Source organism: Flavivirga sp. 57AJ16, from assembly GCF_028736925.1.
Taxonomy (GTDB): Bacteria; Bacteroidota; Bacteroidia; order Flavobacteriales; family Flavobacteriaceae; genus Flavivirga.
Genome location: NZ_JAQZAT010000009.1, coordinates 16,542 through 36,559, shown reverse-complemented (window position 1 = coordinate 36,559; position 20,018 = coordinate 16,542). Strand labels below are relative to the sequence as shown.

The following is a 20,018-nucleotide window of genomic DNA, read 5'->3' as shown; positions in this document are numbered from 1 at the left end:
AAAAGATTCCTGCCTTCGCAGGAATTTATCTAATCTTTAATGTTACAATTGAAACAATGGCCAACAGAATACCCACAATCCAAAATCGGGTTACAATTTTACTTTCGTGATATCCTATTTTTTGATAGTGATGGTGCAACGGTGACATTTTAAAAATGCGACGCCCTACACCATATTTCTTCTTGGTATATTTAAACCAGCTCACTTGCATCATTACCGATACGTTTTCTGCCAAAAAGATGCCGCACAGCAGCGGAATTAACCACTCTTTACGAACTGCAATGGCTATCACCGCAATAATACCTCCTATCGTTAAACTTCCCGTATCTCCCATAAAAACCTGGGCCGGAAATGTATTATACCATAAAAACCCTATTAAGGCTCCAACAAAAGCCGCGATATAAATAGTAATTTCCTCTACCCTTGGGATATACATGATGTTGAGATAATCTGAAAAGATGATATTACCGGAAACCCATGCAAATATTCCTAAAGTGAGTACTATGATTGCCGATGTTCCTGCTGCCAACCCATCAATACCATCTGTAAGGTTTGCGCCATTTGAAACCGCAGCTATTATTAAAATGGATATTAGAATAAATATGATCCAGGCATATTTTTCCAAGTCTGGACTTATCCATGTAACTAGGCTGGCATAATCAAATTCGTTTCCTTTCACAAAAGGAATTGTTGTCTTGGTTGATTTTACTTCTTCCTTAAAAAGTTTTGACGGTGCCATATGAGCATCTGCGGCCAACATTTCTTGTTGAACTTCTACGGGTAACTTTTCCTTGATAGTAACATCTGAATGAAAAAACAAAGTAGCACCAACTATAATACCCAATCCTACTTGTCCAAGAATTTTAAAGCGTCCCTTTAATCCTTCTTTATCATTCTTAAACTTTTTAATATAATCATCAATAAAACCGATGGCACCCATCCAAAGGGTTGTTACTATTAGCAAAATGATATAAATATTTTCCAGTCTAGACAATAACAGCACTGGAATTAATGTTGCCAGAATAATAATAATCCCCCCCATTGTTGGTGTTCCTGCTTTCTCCTGTTGTCCTTCCAACCCTAAATCCCTAATAGTTTCACCTACCTGTTGTTGTTGTAAAAAACGTATAATTCGTTTTCCATATATTGTTGAAATAAGGAGCGACAAAATCATTGCCAAAGCGGCCCTAAAGGTTAAAAAACCAAAAAGCGATGCTCCAGGAACTTGAAACTGTTTTTCTAAATAATCAAATAGATAGTATAACATGTTTATTTATATTGGGATTCTTCGACTTACTTCGGCTACGCTCAGCACAAGCTGCTCAGAATGACATTTATTTTTGTATTTGTTTTAAAAATTCCTGTACTATTTTATAATCATCAAAATCAAAGCGCTTACCTTTAATTTCCTGATATGTTTCATGACCTTTCCCCGCTATTAAAATAATATCATTAGATTGGGCTAATTGACAAGCTGTTTTTATGGCTTGTTTTCTATCAACAATAGTGAGTGTTTTTTTATAGTCCTGAGGTGCCACTCCTTTTTCAATATCGCTAAGAATGTCTTCTGGAACTTCACTACGCGGGTTATCGCTCGTAAAAATGACTTTAGTACTTAAAGCGGAAGCTATGTGCCCCATTTTTGGACGCTTGGTCTTATCCCTATCGCCTCCACATCCTACTACTGTTATTAATTCTTCATTTTTAGTTCGAATACTATTAATAGTTTCCAATACATTCTTTAAAGCGTCTGGCGTATGCGCATAATCTATAATAGCAGTAATTTTTTCATCAGAAATTAAATACTGAAATCGTCCACTTACATTATCCAGTTCACTTACTAAGCGTAATATTTCAACTTTTTCCAGACCTAATAATTCCGCGGTAGCGTAAATAGCCAGTACATTGTATGCATTAAAATCCCCAATAAGCCGTGTCCAAACCTCACTCTCATTTACTTTAAGCAACAGGCCACTAAATTGGTTCTCTAAAATTTGGGCTTTATAATCGGCATACCCTTTTAAAGCATAAGTAAACTTTCTGGCCTTTGTGTTTTGCAACATAACGAGTCCGTTTTTATCATCTACATTTACCAATGCAAAAGCTTTTTCCGAAAGTCCGTCAAAAAACACTTTTTTAACATCCCTATATTCAGCAAACGTATTATGATAATCTAAATGATCGTGAGATAAATTGGTAAAAATACCGCCCTCAAAGCACAAGCCTTCCGTTCTATATTGATGAATTCCATGAGAACTTACCTCCATAAAACAAAACTCAACCCCCACATCATTCATGGCCTTTAAATACTTATTTATGGTTAATGAATCTGGTGTGGTGTGTGTTGCTTCATAGACCGTATTATCAACCATGACCTTAACGGTTGATAACAAGCCTACTTTATAGCCTGCTTTTTTAAATAATTGGTACAATAAACTCGCCACTGTCGTTTTTCCATTAGTCCCAGTAACACCAACAAGTTTTAAATTTTCAGACGGCGACCCATAATAATTAGCCCCCATAATAGCTAAGGCCTTACTAGAATTATCAACCTCTATATAAGTAACCCCATCGGTTAAATTTTCTGGCAGTGCTTCGCACACAATTCCAACAGCCCCATTCTCTATAGCAGCATCTATAAAACGATGCCCGTCTACCACATTTCCCCGAATAGCAACAAACAAATGGCCGTCACTAATTTTTCGAGAATCAAAATCAATAGCATCGACACCAATACTAGTGCTACCTACCACTGCATTGATAGTTACTTTATACAATATGTCCTTTAATAACATCATGAGGCTTTTAAAACTACTGTTTGATTATTTTTTAATTTCACATTTTCACTAATAGATTGTTCCTCAACAACCCCATTACCATTAAGCTGCACCTTTATCTCCACATCCATATTCTCAAGAAGCGCTAAAGCATCCATTGCTGGCAAACCAACAACATTTGGCATGATTGTCTTGTAAGTTCTTGCTGCTTGATAAAAGGACTCATATTCCTTTTCTACCGAAGCAACCTTAATATCCAATGATCTTATTTCGTCTACCATTGGTGTATCTGTATATATTTTTTGCGCTACGCGTTTAAATACAGGCCCCGAGACATCTGCGCCATAAAAACCAACCTCTGTACTTGGTTTATGAATAACCACAATGCACGAATATTTAGGGTTTTCTACTGGAAAGTATCCTGAAAAAGAAGAGATATACCTTTTATTTTCTTCCCAATCCTTCATCCAATATTCAGTTCTTGCTGTTCCGGTTTTTCCTGCCATTGAAAAATTTTTAGAATACAATTTCTCTCCCGTTCCCCTAACTACAATGTTCTTTAAAACTTCCCGTACCTTATTTAAGGTTTTATCAGAGCAAATCTTCTCCTTAATGACTTCTTTATCGAAAACCTCTATTTCTTTATCAAATTCTTTTACAGCTTTTAAAAACCTAGGCTTGATAAGCTCTCCATCGTTAGCAATAGCATTGTAAAAAGCCAATGTTTGAAGTGGCGTTAATTCTAAATTGTAACCATATGCCATTGAAGGAAGCGCATTTCTACTCCACTTTTTACCGCCTGGCTCAGGAATATCCGGCATCCCCTCACCGATAATTGAAACCCCCAAAGGCTTATCCAGCTTCCATTCCTTAAGCCTGTCTATAAATTTTTTAGGATTATCAGAATAATGTTTATCTATGATGGTAGCCAGACCGATATTTGAAGAGACCTCTAATGCCCGAGCTGCAGAAATCTTTCCATACCCCCCATAACGGGAATCATGTACATATCTACCATAAAATCGTTTCCTGCCTTTTTGGGTATCGACAACCGTAGAGGTATCAATAACTTCATCCTCTAAAGCAGCCATGAATGCCATCACCTTAAATGTAGAACCTGGTTCATGGCTCTCTCCTACAGCATAGTTTAGTTTTTCATAATAAGTACCCTTACTCGTCCTACCTAGATTTGAAATAGCTCTAATCTCTCCAGTTTTCACTTCCATGACCACCACACAACCATGTTCTGCCTTATATAGCTCCAATTGTTTTAAAAGCGCATGATGCGCTATATCCTGAATATTAACATCGATAGTGGTATATACATCATAACCATCTTTTGGTTCTACTTGGTTATGATCGGTCATTGGCTTCCATTTGCCATTACCTATTTTCTGTTTTTTTCTTAACCCATCTGTACCTCTTAAGTATTTTAACCCAAAAGCGCCATCAATACCTGGTCTTGTTACATTACCTTCATCATCAAAATGCTCATACCCTATAGTACGCCTCGCAATACTTCCCATAGGAAACTCACGTTTCGTTTTTTGCTCAACAATCAACCCTCCAGAAATAGCGCCTCGCTCTAAAAGCGGGAAATTTCTAAACCGGACATAATCTGTGTAATTAATATTTTTAACCAACAAGTAATACTGGTTCTTATTAGCTCTTGCTTTTCTTATTTCCCTTTCATAATAACTTGAAGATTTCCCCAAATAACCAGAAAGGGAATCACATAATGGTTTTATAAATTTCTCAAAGGTTTTATTTTGGGATGTTACCGCATCTATAGCTATATTGTATTTTGGGATGGACGTTGCCAGCAAACTGCCATCATTAGCATACACATTACCTCTATTGGCAGGTATTGTTACATTTTTAATATCCCTTTTATCAACCAAGGCACGATACTTATCCCCTTGCAAAAACTGAATGCTTAACAATTTAAACATCACAGCAAGCCCGAAGACGAACATACATCCTGCTATAAAATACAATCGGTTTAATATGCCTTTTTCGTTTACTGCCAAAGACTTCTTTATTTTCGAGATTTAACTTTTATTTTTTTAGGCGGAATCACCGAGGGCGACAAGCCTTTTTCTTTCATTTTTCTAATAACTGCCGACTCCATTTTGAGCCTCATAAGTTTGGAACGCCCATCTACAAAAGCCGAACGCATTTCTTTGACTTCATTTTTCAATCGGACAATTTCATATACTTTTTTATCAGCACTATGCGAACTAGCGATCATTATAATTGCCAAAACAGAAATAAAAATGATAAACCTCCAATTCTTAAAAGAATCATCACTGACCAAGAAAGTCCCTTTTAATATGTTGTAGATATTTTTTTTCATTCCTCTCTGTCTCTTTGAGACACCTCTCCAAAGGAGAGCACCTCATTGTTCTTATATATAATCCTCAAAGCTTTTCTGCAATTCGCAACTTGGCGCTCCTAGCTCTACTATTAACACTTATTTCTTCTTTAGAGGGCACGATCAAACCATTTACTTTTTTTAAGGGGACTTCAAAATTCCCGAACATATCCCGCTCTGGCTCCCCTTCAAACATGCCATTTCTAATAAAACGCTTTACCAGTCTATCTTCCAAGGAGTGATAGGATATAAAACTCAACCTACCGCCCTTAAACAAGACTTCCGGTGTCTGTTCCAAAAACTCTTTTAAAACTTCAATTTCCTGATTTACCTCTATTCGAATAGCTTGATAAATTTGAGCCAACACTTTATTTTCATGTCGTGGTAGTAAAAACTTCCTCAACACCCCCTTTAACTGCTCGCTTGTTATTATTGGGGCTGTCCTCCTATGAGCTACTATCAATCTTGCCATGGCTGGTGCCGCACGCAATTCTCCATATTGCAAAAACACTTGCTTTAATTGCTCTTCTTCATATTCATTTACCACATGAAAGGCAGATAGTTTATTTTGCTGATTCATTCGCATATCCAAATCTGCTTCAAAACGTGTGGAAAATCCTCGTTCCGCAACATCAAACTGATGTGAAGACACCCCAAAATCTGCCAAAACCCCATCGACCTGTCTCACACCGTGAAAGCGTAAAAACCGCTTTATATATCTAAAATTCTCATGAATCAACGTAAATCGAGCATCCTCAATAGTGTTTTCAAGAGCATCCTTATCTTGATCAAAAGCGAACAACCTACCATTTTCACCAAGCCTGCTCAATATTTCCCTACTATGCCCGCCACCTCCAAATGTCACATCTACATACACGCCATCGGCCTTAATATTTAAGCCGTCTACGGTTTCTTTTAACAGTACAGGGTTATGATATTCCATGATCGTCGTCGTCTTGTCCCATTACTTCTTCAGCTAAATCGGCAAAATCAATAGCCGCATCATCAATAGCTTGCTCATACAAATCCTTATCCCAAATTTCGATAATGTTTATAGCCGAAGCCACAACTATGTTTTTCGAAATACTGGCAAATACCGTTAAATCTTTTGGAATCAACAGACGGCCATTAACGTCAACTTCTACTATTTTTGCTCCCGCAGTAAACCTGCGAATAAAATCATTGTTTTTCTTCTTAAACTTATTAAGCTTATTCATTTTTTTCATTAAAATTTGCCACTCTCCCATGGGATATAATTCCAAACACTTTTGAAATACAGAGCGACGCAACACAAAACCATCGGGCAAAATAGAAGACAGCTGCTTTTTTAAAGCAGCAGGCATCATTAACCTTCCCTTAGCATCTACTTTACAATCGTATGTCCCTGTTATTAAGTCCAAAACGGTTTTGTTGAAATTTTAACGTTTGATTTTCAAATATATTGAAAAATATACCACATTTTACCACTTTATACCACTTTGTTAATAAATTTTCGATTAAATGAAGGTTAAACACGATTTTAGCTTAAAAAAAAACACGGAGTACTTACTATCAATACATTAAAGGCAAAAATTTAATAACATACATTTTATCAACATTTCTTTTGGAAAATTTTATTTTTGATAAAAATTTAAATCGTTGAAATATGAATGAATTAACTATATTTGTTTTTAATGCAATGACTAATTAACTTAATGATATATCGTTTAAAAAAGGAAAAAGAATACACTTATATTGAAGCTGGAGAAGGTACACCAATCGTAGTATTACATGGTCTTATGGGTGGATTAAGCAACTTTAATGCTGTTTCAGATTTTTTTAGCACCAAGGGCTATAAAATCATTATTCCAGAATTACCTATATACTCCATGTCTTTGCTAAAAACCAATGTTAAAAGCTTTGCCAAGTACTTACATGATTTCATCGAATTTAAAGGGTTCGATGAAGTTATTTTACTAGGAAATTCCCTTGGTGGCCACATAGGCTTATATCATACTAAACTGTACCCCGAAAAAGTAAAGGCCCTTATCATTACTGGCAGTTCTGGACTTTACGAAAGTGCTATGGGGGGTGGCTATACGAAGCGTAGCGATTATGAAGTGATTAAAAAGAAGGCTCAAGATGTTTTTTATGACCCTGAAGTGGCTACTAAAGAAATTGTTGATGAGGTTTACGAAACCGTAAACGATCGTAATAAACTTATAAAAACATTAGCCATTGCCAAAAGTGCCATACGGCACAATATGGCTAAAGATTTGCCCAATATGAAAATACCTACCTGTATTATTTGGGGCAGGAACGATACTGTAACGCCTCCAGAAGTGGCAGAGGAATTTAACGAATTACTCCCAGATTCTGATTTGTATTGGATAGACAAATGCGGACATGCTGCCATGATGGAGCATCCCGACGAATTTAATACCATCCTTGATGGATGGCTAAAAAAAAGAGGGTTTTAAAGCCTCACCCGAAACTGAAAAAGTCAGTTTCGACCTCTCCAAAGGAGAGGTAAAAGAGCGACCCAGAATACAAAAACTAAGTTCAATTAATGAGATTCCCGACTTCTCGGGAATAATGAATATGAAGATTAAGTCTGCCGAATTTATAATGAGTAATTCCGATGTTGCTAAATGTCCTAAAAGTATGTTACCGGAATATGCTTTTATAGGCAGGAGCAATGTTGGAAAATCATCGCTTATTAATATGTTAACGGGGCGAAAAAGTTTAGCAAAAACATCTGGCAGACCAGGAAAAACACAGCTAATAAACCACTTTCTGATTAATAAAAATTGGCACTTGGTAGATTTACCGGGCTATGGATATGCGCGTGTTTCCAAAAGTTCCAAAAAAGTGTTCCAAAAATTTATAACACAATATTTTGGTTTGCGGGAGCAACTTGTTACCGCTTTTGTTTTAGTGGATATTAGACACACCCCACAGCCTATTGACCTGGAATTTATGCAGTGGCTAGGAGAAAATAGCATCCCTTTTTCTATTGTTTTCACTAAAGCCGATAAGCTAAAGCCCAAAGCCATTGAAAACCATGTGGAAGCTTACAAAGCCATTCTTTTAGAGACCTGGGAAGACATGCCAAATTACTTTATAACATCGTCTTCTAAAGATATTGGCAAAGAAGAAGTCTTAGGGTATATAGATTCTTTGAATACTAATATGGATTTAAGCTCTAATTAATCCGTTCTCTTCCTCTTACCTTGTTTTTGTAAAAATTTTCAACTACTTTCGTTTAACATTCGATATAAAACAACCTGTACTGAACTCGTTTCAGTATTAAAACGGTTTCATATTCAGTTGTTAGCTACAAGCTAAAAAAAATTACGTTCTGAATTAAAATTTTACTTTTGTATAAAAAAATAATGGCTGATAAAGCATTTATAACATCTGAGATTTTAAAGTGGGCAAGAGAGTCCGCTAATATCTCTGTTGAAGATGCCGCCAAAAAGGTTTCTGTATCGCGTGAAAGGTATCTGACTTGGGAGGACAGAAATGATTTTCCGACAATTCGACAAGCTCAAATCTTGGCAAAAAGTTTTAGAAGACCATTTTCACTTTTCTTTTTACCAGAAATACCAAAAGATTTTCAACCACTACAAGATTATCGAAGAGATGATGCGCAGAAATTAGATACAGCATCATTATTTATTATTCGTGATGTTCAAGAAAAACAGAATTGGATAAGTGAATTATTCGAAGAAATTGGCGAAGACAAACTTCCTTTTGTTGGGAAATATTCTATCAATGATAATCCAGAAATTGTTGCTAGAGATATATTGGACACCTTAAAAATTAGTCCAAATAATTATCAGGAAACACCGATAAACGAATGGATTGAAAAAGCAGAAACTGCAGGAATATTTATATCCCGTGCTAGTTATTTGCATTCACATTTAGTTCTAGATAGAGACTTAATTCAAGGTTTTGCCATTGCTGACAAATTTACTCCTTTTGTATTTGTGAATTCAAAAAATTGGAATGCACCACAACTATTTACATTAGTCCATGAATTAGCACATATTTGGATAGCTAAATCAGGTATCTCAAATGAAATAGATATTGATTTTACTGATAAACCTAAATCAAAATTTCACCCAGTAGAATTGTTTTGTAACCAAGTTGCAGCCAATGCACTAATGCCAAGGGAATTAATTATCCAATTGGGCACAGATACATTTGATACAAATGATTTACTTTTTAAGCAAGCTAAAGAACTCGGTGTAAGTTCTTTTGCATTATTGGTTCGCGCTTTAAACTTAAATTTAATTTCCCAATCTCAATATAGAATTCTAAAACAAGATGCTCAAGATGAATTTGAGAAGTTTTTGGAAAGAGAAAAAATAAAAAAGGAAAAACAAAGAGAAAGAAAAGGTGGACCAGACGCTTACCTTTTACGTCTAAATAAAAACAGTAAACTATTCACGAGAATTGTAATGGATTCTTTTAATAACGGTTCGTTGTCACCATCAATTGCAAGTAATCTTCTTAACACGCAGATTAATAAATTCCAAAAATTTGAAAAACTGCTTGCCTAATGTTCGAAGATGAAAAAGTAGTATACTGTATTGATGCCAATATTCTTATTCAAGCTTGGCAAAAATATTACTCACCAGAAATTTGTCCTTCTTATTGGGAGGTTTTAAACAATTTAGGTAAAAAAGGCGTGATTTTTATTCCCGAATTAGTTTATGAAGAAATAGAGAAAGGTGAAGACAATCTATTTGAATGGCTAAAAAACAGTGATATTCCGATTAGAAAAATTAACGGAGAGGTAACAAACTGTTTAAAAGAAATTTATGCATCAAATCCAAGTCATAAATATTTAGTTTCAAGCAACGGTATCCACTCAAAAGCCGACCCTTGGGTAATCGCTCACGCAATTAAAGAAAATGCAATTGTAGTAACAAAGGAAACGAAAGACTATTTTAAGAAACAAACCAAGATTAAAATTCCTCACGTTTGCGATAATATGAACGTTAAGTGTATTGACGATTTTGAATTTATAAGGGATTTGAATATAAAATTTACTTGTAAATCGGAATAAAGTCAGTAGCTAACAACGCAATAAAACATAGCTACTACAGGATTTCCGAGAGGTTTGTGTGTATTTACAAAGACCGTTAAACAAACTCATTAACCCTTCACATCCAAAGCATCCCTAAGGGCATTACCAATAAGCATAAACGCCATTACCAAACTCATAATACAAAGTCCTGGTATAATAGCCAAATAAGGCTTCCCTAGTATAATATAATTGTAGTGATCTTTAATCATGGCTCCCCAACTTGCCATAGGCGGCTGTGCCCCAATACCCAAAAAACTTAGTCCGCTTTCTATTAAAATAGCACCTGCAAAATTAGCTGCCGAAATGACTATAACCGGAGCCATAATATTGGGCAAAATATGTTTGGCAACAATTCTAAGATTGCTAAACCCCAAAGCCCTTGCAGCCGTTACATATTGCATTTCTTTGGCACTAATTATTTGTCCGCGCACCACCCTGGCCACCTCGACCCACATGGTAAGTCCCACCGCTATGAATACTTGCCAAAACCCTTTTCCTAAAGCTAAGGTAATAGCAATAACGAGCAATAAAGTTGGAATAGACCATGTAACATTAATAACCCACATAATAACAGCATCTGTTTTTCCTCCAAAATAGCCTGCCATACTCCCCATACAAACACCGATGAGCAGCGAAATGAAAACGGCCACAAATCCTATAAAAAACGATATTCTGGCACCTACCAACACACGGCTTAATAGGTCTCTTCCGTATTTATCCGTACCAAAAAGAAAGGTCTTTTCTTCTATATAATTACCTACCTTGCTATCTGGAAAAGCACTTAATGGAATCGTTTTTTCAACACCCTCTAAACCATCGGACGCATACTCTGTGTACATTAACAAATTTTGTTCGATTGTATGTTTCGAAATAGGTATTTCGGTATCGGTATTTTTCTTTCCAAAGAAAACCTTATTTACCCAACTTTGACTGGTTTCCAATTGAGATGGAATCGTCAACATATCAACTTTAAAGCCAGGCTTTTTAGAATGAATTGACAAATGCATTTGGTTAGCAGACTGCGAATTATCGGGTGCAAAAACATAAGCAAATACAGCTATTAAACCAACAAATACAATAAAGCAAAAACTAAAAACGCCCCAAAAGTTCTTTTTAAACTTTTGGAGCGCTAATTGTTTTAATGAGCTTGATTTATGACTCATAAATAAACTTATTTCCTTACTGTAGACGCCACTTTTTTTATAGGATGCGATGTTTTTAAATCTTCCAACACATTAAGCGCTTCTTCAATATAAACATCTTGGCTTAAACTCTCGTGCCAACGTACACGCTTTTCTTTTAAGTCTGTTGTGTCCTTTTTAAAAAGTGACTTCTCATAACTATGTGATTGGAAAGTTAAATTTGTTTGGTACTCAGCTATGGCATCAAATTTTTTAGCTTCTTGCTCATTTAAATCCAACTGTGCTCTATATGTTTTATAATTTAATGAAAAAATCCTATCATCAATTTTAGTCTTTACCCATTTAGCATTTTCCTCAATAAGCTTTAACTGCATATTATTTACCATACGCTCTTCACTTCTTTTTACCGTTTCATCGTAATCAAAATAATATTCCCAGGGCGTATATTCTGCGGCATCAATTTCATCCCATGGCAGTGGATTCTTTTTATCTTTTTCACCAACATCTATAAAACTAAATCGTCCAGGTACTTTCACATCACTTTTAACACCTTCAAGCTGTACCGAACCTCCATTAATTCTATAATATTTTTGGGTTGTTAAAGCTAAGGCTCCCAAATCTCCACTCGTATTACTCCTTAGCATGTTATTTAAATTAATAACATTTTGAACGGTTCCTTTTCCATAGGTTTGTTTACTACCTATAATGATCGCACGCTTATAATCTTGCATGGCTGCTGCCATAATTTCGGAAGCAGATGCTGATATTTCATTAACCAAAATAACTAAAGGGCCATCCCAAGCAATAGACTTGTCCATATCCTTTAAAACCTCTTTAGATTCACCAGTAGACCGTACTTGCACCACAGGGCCTTCTTTTATAAATAAACCAGCCATATCTACAACTGCTGGCAATGAACCTCCTCCATTGTTTCGTAAATCCAAAACGATGCCTTCCACACCTTCAGATTTTAAATGCTCGATTTCATTTTTTACATCTTTTGCTGCATTTATATTTTTATAATCTTTAAAATCTACATAAAAAGCAGGTAGATTAATCACTCCAAATTTTTTGCCGTCTTTATTTACTACTGAAGATTTTGCAAAAGTCTCGACCAATTCCACAACATCTCTTGTAATCACAATATCCTTAACACTTCCGTCTACTTTCCTTACGGTTAACGTCACCTTGGTACCCTTTGGGCCTTTTATATATTTTATGGCATCATTTATACGCATCCCTACAATATTTACAGGATACTCTTCATCTTCTTGCTTTACTTTTAAAATAATATCTTCAACTTCAAGCTCATTACTTCTCCAAGCTGGGCCTCCAGAAATAAGCCCTACTATTTTTATATAATCCATTCTTTTTTGTAGCCTGGCCCCGATACCTTCTAATTTACCAGACATACGTTGATCAAAATCTTCTTTGCCTCTAGGAGCCAAATAATAGGTATGTGGATCGAACTCTTCTACAATGGTATTAACATAAATAGCAAACCAATCTTCACGCTGTAGATCTTCAATATTATCATTAAAATAAATATCGATGGATTTCAAAGTGGATTCCCGAGCTTCTTTTTCAATTTGGGCTTCCGTCTTCATGACATAAGATGGGTCTTTTTCTTTTGCCATTTTTTCTTGCGTAATCAAATCATCATAATTAGAAAGCGTTGAGAATTTTAGTTGTTTCCTCCAGCGCTCCTTCATTTCTCTTTTATTTTTTGCAAACGCGCTATTATCGTAATCTGTGTCAAATACTTCATCTATTGTATAATCAAAAGGCTCCGATAAAACTTCTTTATAAATGGCCTTTGCTTCTTCTATACGCTTTAGCATGCGTTCGTTTACAACATTAAAAAATGTAACATCTGTAGCCTTAAGTTGATTATCAAGGAAAAATTTATACTTTTCAAAATCCCTGAAATCAGATTCATAGAAATAACGTTTTACCGGATCTAGAATTTCAAGATAATCTGTAAACAGTTCGGCAGAAAACTCATCATCCATAGCTATAGGGTCGAAGTGACCTTGCTCTAAAACAAATGTTATGATTTGAATCAATAATTTATCTTTATCTGGGTTACTGAATTTTTTTGTAGTAAAGCTGCATGATCCAAAAGCCAATAACAATAAAAGCGATAAAATTTTATAATTCCTTTTCATATTTTTTTTCATCTATCATTATTTAATTACTTCACTAAAATAAAAGAAAAAACTGTGCCAATATGTAGAATTACTGCAAATTTTTTGTTAAACCAAACAAATTAACAGTTTACTGGGTAAATTATGTATTTTAGCGATGCCATAAACGCATCAAATGACAGAAAGACCTCTTATATTAATTACAAACGATGATGGCATTAATGCGCCTGGTATTAGAACATTGATTTCTATCATGAATACCATTGGCGAAGTTGTTGTCGTGGCACCAGACAGTCCTCAAAGTAGTATGGGACACGCTATCACCTTGAATTCAACACTTTATGCCGAGCGTGTGTATATAGACGATGGCCCACAAATTGAATATAGTTGCTCCGGAACACCTGCCGATTGTGTCAAACTTGCTATTAGAGAATTATTAGACCGAAAACCGGACCTTTGTGTTTCTGGTATTAATCATGGTTCTAATTCGTCTATAAATGTTATTTATTCTGGTACGATGAGCGCTGCCATTGAAGCTGGTATCGAAGGCATTCCGGCAGTTGGTTTTTCTTTGCTCGATGATACTTGGAATGCCGATTTTGAAGCATCAAAAGGTTATGTAAAGACAATTACCGAACAGGTTTTAAAAAATAGCTTACCTAACGGTATTGTGCTAAATGTTAATGTTCCTAATATTTTAAAAAAATTCATAAAAGGTATTAGAATTTGTAGACAGGCTAAAGCAAATTGGATTGAAGAATTTGACAAGCGTAAAAACCCACAAGGAAAAGACTACTATTGGCTTTCGGGTAAATTTGTTAATTTAGATGGTGGTGAGGATACCGATGAGTGGGCTTTAGAACAAGGTTACGTTTCTGTAGTACCTATTCAGTTTGATTTAACAGCACATACATACATTAAAGATTTAAATACATGGAATCTAAATGATTAAAAAAGATATTTTTATAGGCATATTTGTAGGCTTGATAGCTAATGCTATTGGCTTATTTTTTTCGGCAACTCTTTTAGGAAATGGAGATGATTTTGTAACAGTTATTAAAGCCGCAGCTAATGAAGGCTTTTTAGGAAAACTAATAAGCTTAGGCGCTATTTTAAATTTAATAGCTTTCTTTATCTTTATAAGAAAAAAACAGGATTATAGAGCCAGAGGCGTTTTATTGATTACTGTTTTTATAGCTGTTTTCACGTTTATATTTAAGCTTTTTTAATAAAGAAAATGAAATATTACATTTTAGCAGGGGAAGCTTCGGGTGATTTACATGGTTCCAACCTAATAAAAGCATTATTAGAAGAAGATGCTAATGCTGACATCAGGTTTTGGGGCGGCGACCTTATGCAAGCTGCTGGCGGAACTTTAGTAAAACACTACAAAGAACGCGCATTTATGGGGTTCTCTGAAGTTATCATGAACTTATCTAAAATTTTCAAACTCATTTCATTTTGCAAAAACGACATTAAAGCTTTCCTTCCAGATGTTGTTGTTTTTATTGATAACTCAGGTTTTAATCTACGTATAGCCAAATGGGCAAAACAACAGGGTTTTAGAACTAATTATTATATTTCCCCTCAAGTTTGGGCATCCAGGGCCGGTAGGGTAAAGGCTATTAAACGTGATATTGATGCCATGTATGTTATTCTCCCCTTTGTAAAACCCTTTTACAAAAAGTATGGATACGATGTTACGTTTGTTGGTCACCCATTAATCGATGCTATTATAAATCGTAAACAGGTTAACGAATTTAAGTTTAGAGAAACCTACGGCTTGGGAGACAGGCCAATTATTGCATTATTGCCAGGTAGTAGAAAACAGGAAATAACAAAAATGCTTTCGGTTATGCTAAGTATGGTCGATGATTATCCTGATTATCAGTTTGTAATTGCCGGTGCGCCCAGTCAAGATTATAGTTTTTATGAAACTTTTATAAAATCTTACGATATTAAATTCATTTCCAATAAAACGTACGATTTATTAAGTGTTTCAACTGCGGCGTTGGTTACATCTGGAACGGCCACTTTAGAAACCGCCTTGTTTAAAGTACCTCAAGTGGTTTGTTATAAAGGAAGTGAGCTTTCTTATCAAATTGCAAAAAGAATCATCACTTTAAAATTTATATCGTTAGTTAATTTAGTCATGGACAAAGAAGTGGTCACAGAGCTTATTCAAAATGATTTCAATAAAAAAAGGCTTAAACAAGAGTTAGACAAAATTTTAAATCCAGATGTACGCCACAATTTATTTTTAGCGTATTATGAGTTGGAACGCACTTTAGGCGGTAAGGGAGCTAGTAAAAAAACTGCTGAGTTGATTTATAACAGCATAAAGGGGTAAGGTGGGAGATTGAAGATTGGGGATTGGAGATTGGGGATTGGGGATTGGAGATTGGAGATTGAAGATTGGAGATTGGAGATTGAAGATTGGAGATTGGAGATTGGAGATTGGGGATTGGAGATTGGGGATTGGAGATTGGAGATTGAAGATTGAAGATTGGAGATTGGAGATTGGAGATTGAAGACAGGAGATGGAAGACTGAAGACCGAAGACTGAAGACTGAAATCGAAATTGAAATTGAAGTTGAAACCGAAACTAAACACCGAGCACTGAACACTGAGGACTGAGGACTGAGGACTGAATACTGAACACTGAACTATAACTAACCAATCAAAATACATACAAAGTATCTCATTTTATTATAAATTTACAATTAGTAACCCAAACCTACTTTAAAATACATGAAAAGAACAATCATTATTCTTTTAATAATTGTAATTGTAAGCTTTACTAGCTGCAAATCTTCAAAAAGAGCTAAAAGCAAAAAAGACGCCTCTGTATCATCCTACGTCATCAAAAAAAACAAAAAAGAAACTGCTTCTTATAAAACTAAGGCTGATAGGATAGTTGACTACTCTAAACAATTTAAAGGGGTGCGCTACAAATGGGGAGGTACCACAAAATCAGGAATGGATTGTTCTGGGTTGGTTTTTGAGTCTTTTAGAGCTCATGGTATCATATTACCCAGAATATCTAGGGACATGGCTAAAAAAGGTGATAAAATTCCATTAAAAAAAGCACGGGAAGGTGATTTGCTTTTCTTTAAGACCAGTAAAAGTAGGAGACATGATATTAATCATGTTGGTTTGATTGTAAAATCCAAAGCAGGAGATATTGCTTTTATACATGCAACAACCAGAAAAGGGGTTATTGTTTCTAAACTTTCTGAAAACTATTGGAAATCCGCTTTTGTCGAAACTCGTAGGTTTCTGTAAGATATTTCGTATATTGCAAGCAGATGCCATTGTTGAATTTTACTATTATCAAATTAACGATCTGCTTTATTGTAGGTATTGTTATTGGTTATCTGTTTAATATACCTTTGTATATATCTTTATACTTAACAGCTTTCCTCTTTGTTGCCTTATTAGTATTTTATTTCATTGCAAAAAAACAGTTCATTAAAACCAACTGGTTTGGCTTGTCTTCTTTTTTAATGATGATTTGTATTGGTATATTGACAATAAACCTTCATAACGAAAAAAATCATTCCAATCATTATACAAATCAAGCTTCAATAGAAAATGATTCTTTAAAAACTATAACCTTTAGGATTCGGGAGGTTTTAAAATCTGGAAATTTCCATGATAAATACATTATAGAGATTTTAGAGATCGATAAAAGCAAGGTAAAAGGAAAATCCCTTTTAAATGTTCAAAAAGATTCCACGCAAATGGCGTTAAAAGTTGATGACCTGTTTATAAGTAAAACAGTATTCCAAAATTTAAACCAACCTTTAAATCCCCATCAATTTAATTACAGAACCTATCTTGAGAAAAAATATATTTACCAACAATTATTTGTTTCCAATCAATCACTTTTAAAAGTAAGCTCAAAGACACATTCCCTGTTCGGGTTAGCAAGTAATATTCGTGAATATATCAACTTAAAATTAAAATCCCATCATTTTAGACCAGACGAACTCGCTATCATTAATGCTTTATTATTAGGGCAACGGCAAAACATTAGTAAAGCCATTTACTCTAATTATACCAATGCAGGGGCTATACACATTTTGGCTATATCTGGCTTACATGTAGGGATGCTGTTAATCATATTAAGCTTCGTACTTAGGCCTATTGAAAACTTTAAACATGGAAAACTTATAAAAACGTTTCTTCTAGTACTTATTTTATGGTGTTTTGCGCTTATTGCCGGATTATCGGCATCTGTTACCAGAGCCGTTACCATGTTTAGCATCCTCACCATTGCTATGAACCTTAAAAGGCCCACTAATATATATAACACTTTAGCGATATCGCTATTTATAATATTGCTTTTTAAACCTATGTTTTTATTTGATGTTGGTTTTCAATTAAGTTATTTGGCTGTTTTTGCCATTGTTATTGTCGATCCTGTTATATATAAACAATGGAAACCAAAATCTAAAATTATTGATTTTTATTGGCATACCTTTACTGTTACACTTTCTGCTCAATTGGGAATCATCCCAATAAGTCTTTATTATTTTCATCAATTTCCAAGCTTGTTTTTTATATCTAATTTAGTAATCATTCCTTTTTTGGGGCTTATTTTAGGTCTCGGAATACTCATCATTCTTTTGGCCATTTTAAATTTACTTCCCCAGTTTATAGCCAATATTTATGGACATATTATTACCTTAATGAATGATTTTATTGCTTGGGTGTCAAGACAAGAATTATTTTTAATAAAAGATATTGCCTTTAGTTTTTGGTATGTTTTGGCTTTTTACCTCGTTATTATCTGTTTATTAAGATTTTTTAAGAAAAGGCATTATTCGAGTTTGAAATATTTATTGATGACGATTATGATTTTTCAAGGTATTGTTATTTACACCAATTATAATGCCTCTACAAATGCCTTTATTATTTTTCACAAAAGCAGACATAGCCTTATTGGAAACATGATACATAACAAAATGATAGTAGCTCAGGATCTGGATCTTGATACTTTATCGAAAGTGAAAAACAATATCATAAGGGATTACGCAGTTGGCAATCATATCGATGTTATTGAAAAAGACTCGCTACGGCCTATTTACCTTCTTAACAAGTCAAAACTTTTAATTATTGATAGTCTGGGTATTTACAATATTAAATCTTTTAAACCGGATTATGTACTGCTAAGGCAATCACCTAAGATAAATTTGAACAGGTTGATCGATTCGATAAAACCAAAATATATTATTGCAGATGGAAGCAATTACAGATCTTATATGGAAAAATGGGAGGCTATTTGTAAAAAAAGAGCACTTCCTTTTCATCAAACCAGTAAAAAGGGTGCTTTTGTTATTGAGTATTGATTTTTTTTGAAAAATTCTGGTAATCTAGTGGATTCCTGCCTTTGCAGGAATGACAAAGCCCATTCTTCCTCTTTTAAACCGCGTTCTCTTTCAACCTTTAAATTCTGGTTTGAATGCTTTATAGTAAACATTAAACTTTTCTTGAGTATCAATTTCTTTATGCTTGTCTTCTCTAAACATTTTTAAATATAACTCTAATTGAGGAGGCGTTTGATACCCTTTAATCGGGGCAATCACATCGCCTTTTTCATCTAAAAACACAATCGTTGGATAGGCCTGTATTTGAAAATAGCGGGACAGCTCATGGGCAGAATTTCGCCTATTCATATTTGCCGGATTATAATTAGGGTTCGAAAATGTTTGTCCTTTATAATTAACCTCCTTATTACCCTCTGCATTAAATTTTACAGCATAATAGTTTTTATTAACATAGTCTACAACATCTTTATTATGAAACGTGTTTTTGTCCAACATCTTACAGGGGCCACACCAGTTAGTATAAACATCCATCATAATTTTTTTAGGCGTCTTCTTTTGAAGCGCTAAAGCTTCTTCAAAAGTTACCCAATTAATCTCCTGTGCATTTGTAAAAACTGTTGCAAAAACAGTTAATAATAGCCATATCTTTTTCATACGTTTAAATTTTTACTTTAATTACAACATTGATGTTGCTTTGCCTATCCATTTGGTTGGGCCTCCAGCTATATACCCCGTACTTCCAAGGCTTCTTAAATTTATTTGCTTTTCAGAATTAATCTCTGGATCAACAAACCAAATGGTGGGATACCCTCTTACTTTAAACATACTTTGCAATTGCCTATTTTGGGTTTTAATGCTATTTTCCTGAGGGGTCCTTTTTGGGAAATCCAACTCTACAAGTACGACATTTTCAAGTGCCCATTTTTTAAATTCGTTAGTTTGAAAGACTTCTTTTTGTAAACGGATACACCAACCACACCAATCTGATCCCGTAAAAAACATTAACAGTGGTTTTTTTTCCTTTATGGCAAATTCTGATGCTTTACCCATATCTGTATGCCAAGTTAATTCTTGGGCACTTACAAATCCGGTAGCAAAAATGCTTATTAAAAGTATATAAATTGTTTTCTTCATAGTCCTATTTGTTGCAAAACATATACCGAACTTA

20 protein-coding genes are annotated in these 20,018 nt (G+C 34.7%); 9 read left to right on the top strand and 11 right to left on the bottom strand.

The genetic code is table 11. The annotated features are described in order from the left end of the window. Window positions 1-25: 25 nt before the first annotated feature. The 6 genes from mraY to mraZ form a co-directional block, all read right to left on the bottom strand. On the bottom strand, window positions 26-1,267 hold the full coding sequence (gene mraY, locus PQO00_RS11185; protein WP_274184933.1) for a phospho-N-acetylmuramoyl-pentapeptide-transferase: 1,242 nt from the start codon (window positions 1,265-1,267) through the stop codon (window positions 26-28). Between the two features lie 67 nt (window positions 1,268-1,334). Next, window positions 1,335-2,798, bottom strand: coding sequence for a UDP-N-acetylmuramoyl-L-alanyl-D-glutamate--2,6-diaminopimelate ligase (locus PQO00_RS11180; RefSeq protein WP_274184932.1), 1,464 nt, complete (start codon window positions 2,796-2,798; stop codon window positions 1,335-1,337). Next, window positions 2,795-4,753 carry a penicillin-binding protein gene (locus PQO00_RS11175; RefSeq protein ID WP_274185092.1) on the bottom strand — a complete coding sequence of 653 codons (1,959 nt, stop codon included), beginning with the start codon at window positions 4,751-4,753 and terminating at the stop codon, window positions 2,795-2,797. The genes PQO00_RS11180 and PQO00_RS11175 overlap by 4 nt, the downstream gene beginning before the upstream one ends. A 62-nt stretch (window positions 4,754-4,815) precedes the next feature. Continuing rightward, a complete protein-coding gene (locus PQO00_RS11170) occupies window positions 4,816-5,133 on the bottom strand; it encodes an FtsL-like putative cell division protein (RefSeq protein ID WP_274184931.1) in 318 nt (105 codons plus the stop codon). Window positions 5,134-5,197: 64 nt separating this feature from the next. Then, entirely contained in the window at window positions 5,198-6,094 is an 897-nt protein-coding gene (rsmH, locus tag PQO00_RS11165; protein ID WP_274184930.1) for a 16S rRNA (cytosine(1402)-N(4))-methyltransferase RsmH, read from the bottom strand. After that, window positions 6,081-6,551 (bottom strand): division/cell wall cluster transcriptional repressor MraZ, encoded by a 471-nt coding sequence (mraZ, locus tag PQO00_RS11160; RefSeq protein WP_274184929.1) that lies wholly within the window; start codon window positions 6,549-6,551, stop codon window positions 6,081-6,083. The genes rsmH and mraZ overlap by 14 nt, the downstream gene beginning before the upstream one ends. A gap of 294 nt (window positions 6,552-6,845) precedes the next feature. On the opposite strand from mraZ, the gene PQO00_RS11155 reads away from it, so the two are divergent. From PQO00_RS11155 to PQO00_RS11140, 4 genes are all read left to right on the top strand, one after another. Beyond that, entirely contained in the window at window positions 6,846-7,610 is a 765-nt protein-coding gene (locus tag PQO00_RS11155) for an alpha/beta fold hydrolase (protein WP_274184928.1), read from the top strand. 121 nt (window positions 7,611-7,731) lie between these two features. Continuing rightward, on the top strand, window positions 7,732-8,343 hold the full coding sequence (yihA, locus tag PQO00_RS11150; protein ID WP_274184927.1) for a ribosome biogenesis GTP-binding protein YihA/YsxC: 612 nt from the start codon (window positions 7,732-7,734) through the stop codon (window positions 8,341-8,343). A 182-nt stretch (window positions 8,344-8,525) separates the two neighbouring features. After that, on the top strand, window positions 8,526-9,698 hold the full coding sequence (locus PQO00_RS11145) for an XRE family transcriptional regulator (protein ID WP_274184926.1): 1,173 nt from the start codon (window positions 8,526-8,528) through the stop codon (window positions 9,696-9,698). After that, window positions 9,698-10,207 (top strand): DUF4411 family protein, encoded by a 510-nt coding sequence (locus tag PQO00_RS11140; RefSeq protein WP_274184925.1) that lies wholly within the window; start codon window positions 9,698-9,700, stop codon window positions 10,205-10,207. Before PQO00_RS11145 ends, PQO00_RS11140 begins: the two co-directional genes overlap by 1 nt. An 89-nt stretch (window positions 10,208-10,296) precedes the next feature. Here PQO00_RS11140 and PQO00_RS11135 read toward each other — a convergent pair whose 3' ends face one another. Beyond that, window positions 10,297-11,391: an ABC transporter permease gene (locus PQO00_RS11135; protein WP_274184924.1), complete on the bottom strand. Its 1,095-nt coding sequence runs from the start codon at window positions 11,389-11,391 to the stop codon at window positions 10,297-10,299. Window positions 11,392-11,399: 8 nt separating this feature from the next. Further along, window positions 11,400-13,538 (bottom strand): carboxy terminal-processing peptidase, encoded by a 2,139-nt coding sequence (locus PQO00_RS11130; RefSeq protein ID WP_274185091.1) that lies wholly within the window; start codon window positions 13,536-13,538, stop codon window positions 11,400-11,402. A 154-nt stretch (window positions 13,539-13,692) separates the two neighbouring features. Here PQO00_RS11130 and surE point away from each other — a divergent pair, with 154 nt between their 5' ends. Genes surE through lpxB form a run of 3 tightly spaced genes read left to right on the top strand, consistent with a single transcriptional unit; the run spans window position 13,693 to window position 15,867 of the window. Then, entirely contained in the window at window positions 13,693-14,469 is a 777-nt protein-coding gene (gene surE, locus PQO00_RS11125; protein WP_274184923.1) for a 5'/3'-nucleotidase SurE, read from the top strand. After that, on the top strand, window positions 14,462-14,746 hold the full coding sequence (locus tag PQO00_RS11120) for a hypothetical protein (protein WP_274184922.1): 285 nt from the start codon (window positions 14,462-14,464) through the stop codon (window positions 14,744-14,746). The genes surE and PQO00_RS11120 overlap by 8 nt, the downstream gene beginning before the upstream one ends. 8 nt (window positions 14,747-14,754) lie before the next feature. Beyond that, complete coding sequence (lpxB, locus tag PQO00_RS11115) at window positions 14,755-15,867, top strand: lipid-A-disaccharide synthase (protein ID WP_274184921.1); 1,113 nt, start codon at window positions 14,755-14,757, stop codon at window positions 15,865-15,867. On the opposite strand, the gene PQO00_RS20400 is transcribed toward lpxB, so the two are convergent. Then, window positions 15,805-16,017, bottom strand: coding sequence for a hypothetical protein (locus PQO00_RS20400; RefSeq protein WP_369128011.1), 213 nt, complete (start codon window positions 16,015-16,017; stop codon window positions 15,805-15,807). The two genes, lpxB and PQO00_RS20400, sit on opposite strands and share 63 nt — an antisense overlap. A 251-nt stretch (window positions 16,018-16,268) precedes the next feature. On the opposite strand from PQO00_RS20400, the gene PQO00_RS11105 reads away from it, so the two are divergent. Together PQO00_RS11105 and PQO00_RS11100 are read left to right on the top strand one after the other, a co-directional pair. After that, window positions 16,269-16,802, top strand: a complete 534-nt coding sequence (locus PQO00_RS11105) for a C40 family peptidase (protein WP_274184919.1) — start codon at window positions 16,269-16,271, stop codon at window positions 16,800-16,802. A gap of 23 nt (window positions 16,803-16,825) precedes the next feature. Continuing rightward, window positions 16,826-18,871: a ComEC/Rec2 family competence protein gene (locus tag PQO00_RS11100; RefSeq protein ID WP_274184918.1), complete on the top strand. Its 2,046-nt coding sequence runs from the start codon at window positions 16,826-16,828 to the stop codon at window positions 18,869-18,871. 90 nt (window positions 18,872-18,961) lie between these two features. Here PQO00_RS11100 and PQO00_RS11095 read toward each other — a convergent pair whose 3' ends face one another. After that, window positions 18,962-19,504, bottom strand: a complete 543-nt coding sequence (locus PQO00_RS11095; RefSeq protein ID WP_274184917.1) for a thioredoxin fold domain-containing protein — start codon at window positions 19,502-19,504, stop codon at window positions 18,962-18,964. 21 nt (window positions 19,505-19,525) lie between these two features. Continuing rightward, entirely contained in the window at window positions 19,526-19,984 is a 459-nt protein-coding gene (locus tag PQO00_RS11090; RefSeq protein ID WP_274184916.1) for a thioredoxin family protein, read from the bottom strand. Window positions 19,985-20,018 lie beyond the last annotated feature (34 nt).

Bases quoted from the DNA above. Each gene is read 5' to 3' on its own strand.
- PQO00_RS11140 (WP_274184925.1), top strand. From the start codon at position 9,698: ATGTTCGAAGATGAAAAAGTAGTATACTGTATTGATGCCAATATTCTT.
- lpxB (WP_274184921.1), top strand. From the start codon at position 14,755: ATGAAATATTACATTTTAGCAGGGGAAGCTTCGGGTGATTTACATGGT.
- PQO00_RS11180 (WP_274184932.1), bottom strand. From the start codon at position 2,798: ATGATGTTATTAAAGGACATATTGTATAAAGTAACTATCAATGCAGTG.
- PQO00_RS11145 (WP_274184926.1), top strand. From the start codon at position 8,526: ATGGCTGATAAAGCATTTATAACATCTGAGATTTTAAAGTGGGCAAGA.
- PQO00_RS11155 (WP_274184928.1), top strand. From the start codon at position 6,846: ATGATATATCGTTTAAAAAAGGAAAAAGAATACACTTATATTGAAGCT.
- PQO00_RS11130 (WP_274185091.1), bottom strand. From the start codon at position 13,538: ATGAAAAGGAATTATAAAATTTTATCGCTTTTATTGTTATTGGCTTTT.
- PQO00_RS11120 (WP_274184922.1), top strand. From the start codon at position 14,462: ATGATTAAAAAAGATATTTTTATAGGCATATTTGTAGGCTTGATAGCT.
- PQO00_RS11100 (WP_274184918.1), top strand. From the start codon at position 16,826: ATGCCATTGTTGAATTTTACTATTATCAAATTAACGATCTGCTTTATT.
- PQO00_RS11175 (WP_274185092.1), bottom strand. From the start codon at position 4,753: ATGTTCGTCTTCGGGCTTGCTGTGATGTTTAAATTGTTAAGCATTCAG.
- PQO00_RS11090 (WP_274184916.1), bottom strand. From the start codon at position 19,984: ATGAAGAAAACAATTTATATACTTTTAATAAGCATTTTTGCTACCGGA.
- rsmH (WP_274184930.1), bottom strand. From the start codon at position 6,094: ATGGAATATCATAACCCTGTACTGTTAAAAGAAACCGTAGACGGCTTA.
- PQO00_RS11170 (WP_274184931.1), bottom strand. From the start codon at position 5,133: ATGAAAAAAAATATCTACAACATATTAAAAGGGACTTTCTTGGTCAGT.
- PQO00_RS11135 (WP_274184924.1), bottom strand. From the start codon at position 11,391: ATGAGTCATAAATCAAGCTCATTAAAACAATTAGCGCTCCAAAAGTTT.
- mraY (WP_274184933.1), bottom strand. From the start codon at position 1,267: ATGTTATACTATCTATTTGATTATTTAGAAAAACAGTTTCAAGTTCCT.
- PQO00_RS11105 (WP_274184919.1), top strand. From the start codon at position 16,269: ATGAAAAGAACAATCATTATTCTTTTAATAATTGTAATTGTAAGCTTT.
- surE (WP_274184923.1), top strand. From the start codon at position 13,693: ATGACAGAAAGACCTCTTATATTAATTACAAACGATGATGGCATTAAT.
- PQO00_RS11095 (WP_274184917.1), bottom strand. From the start codon at position 19,504: ATGAAAAAGATATGGCTATTATTAACTGTTTTTGCAACAGTTTTTACA.
- yihA (WP_274184927.1), top strand. From the start codon at position 7,732: ATGAAGATTAAGTCTGCCGAATTTATAATGAGTAATTCCGATGTTGCT.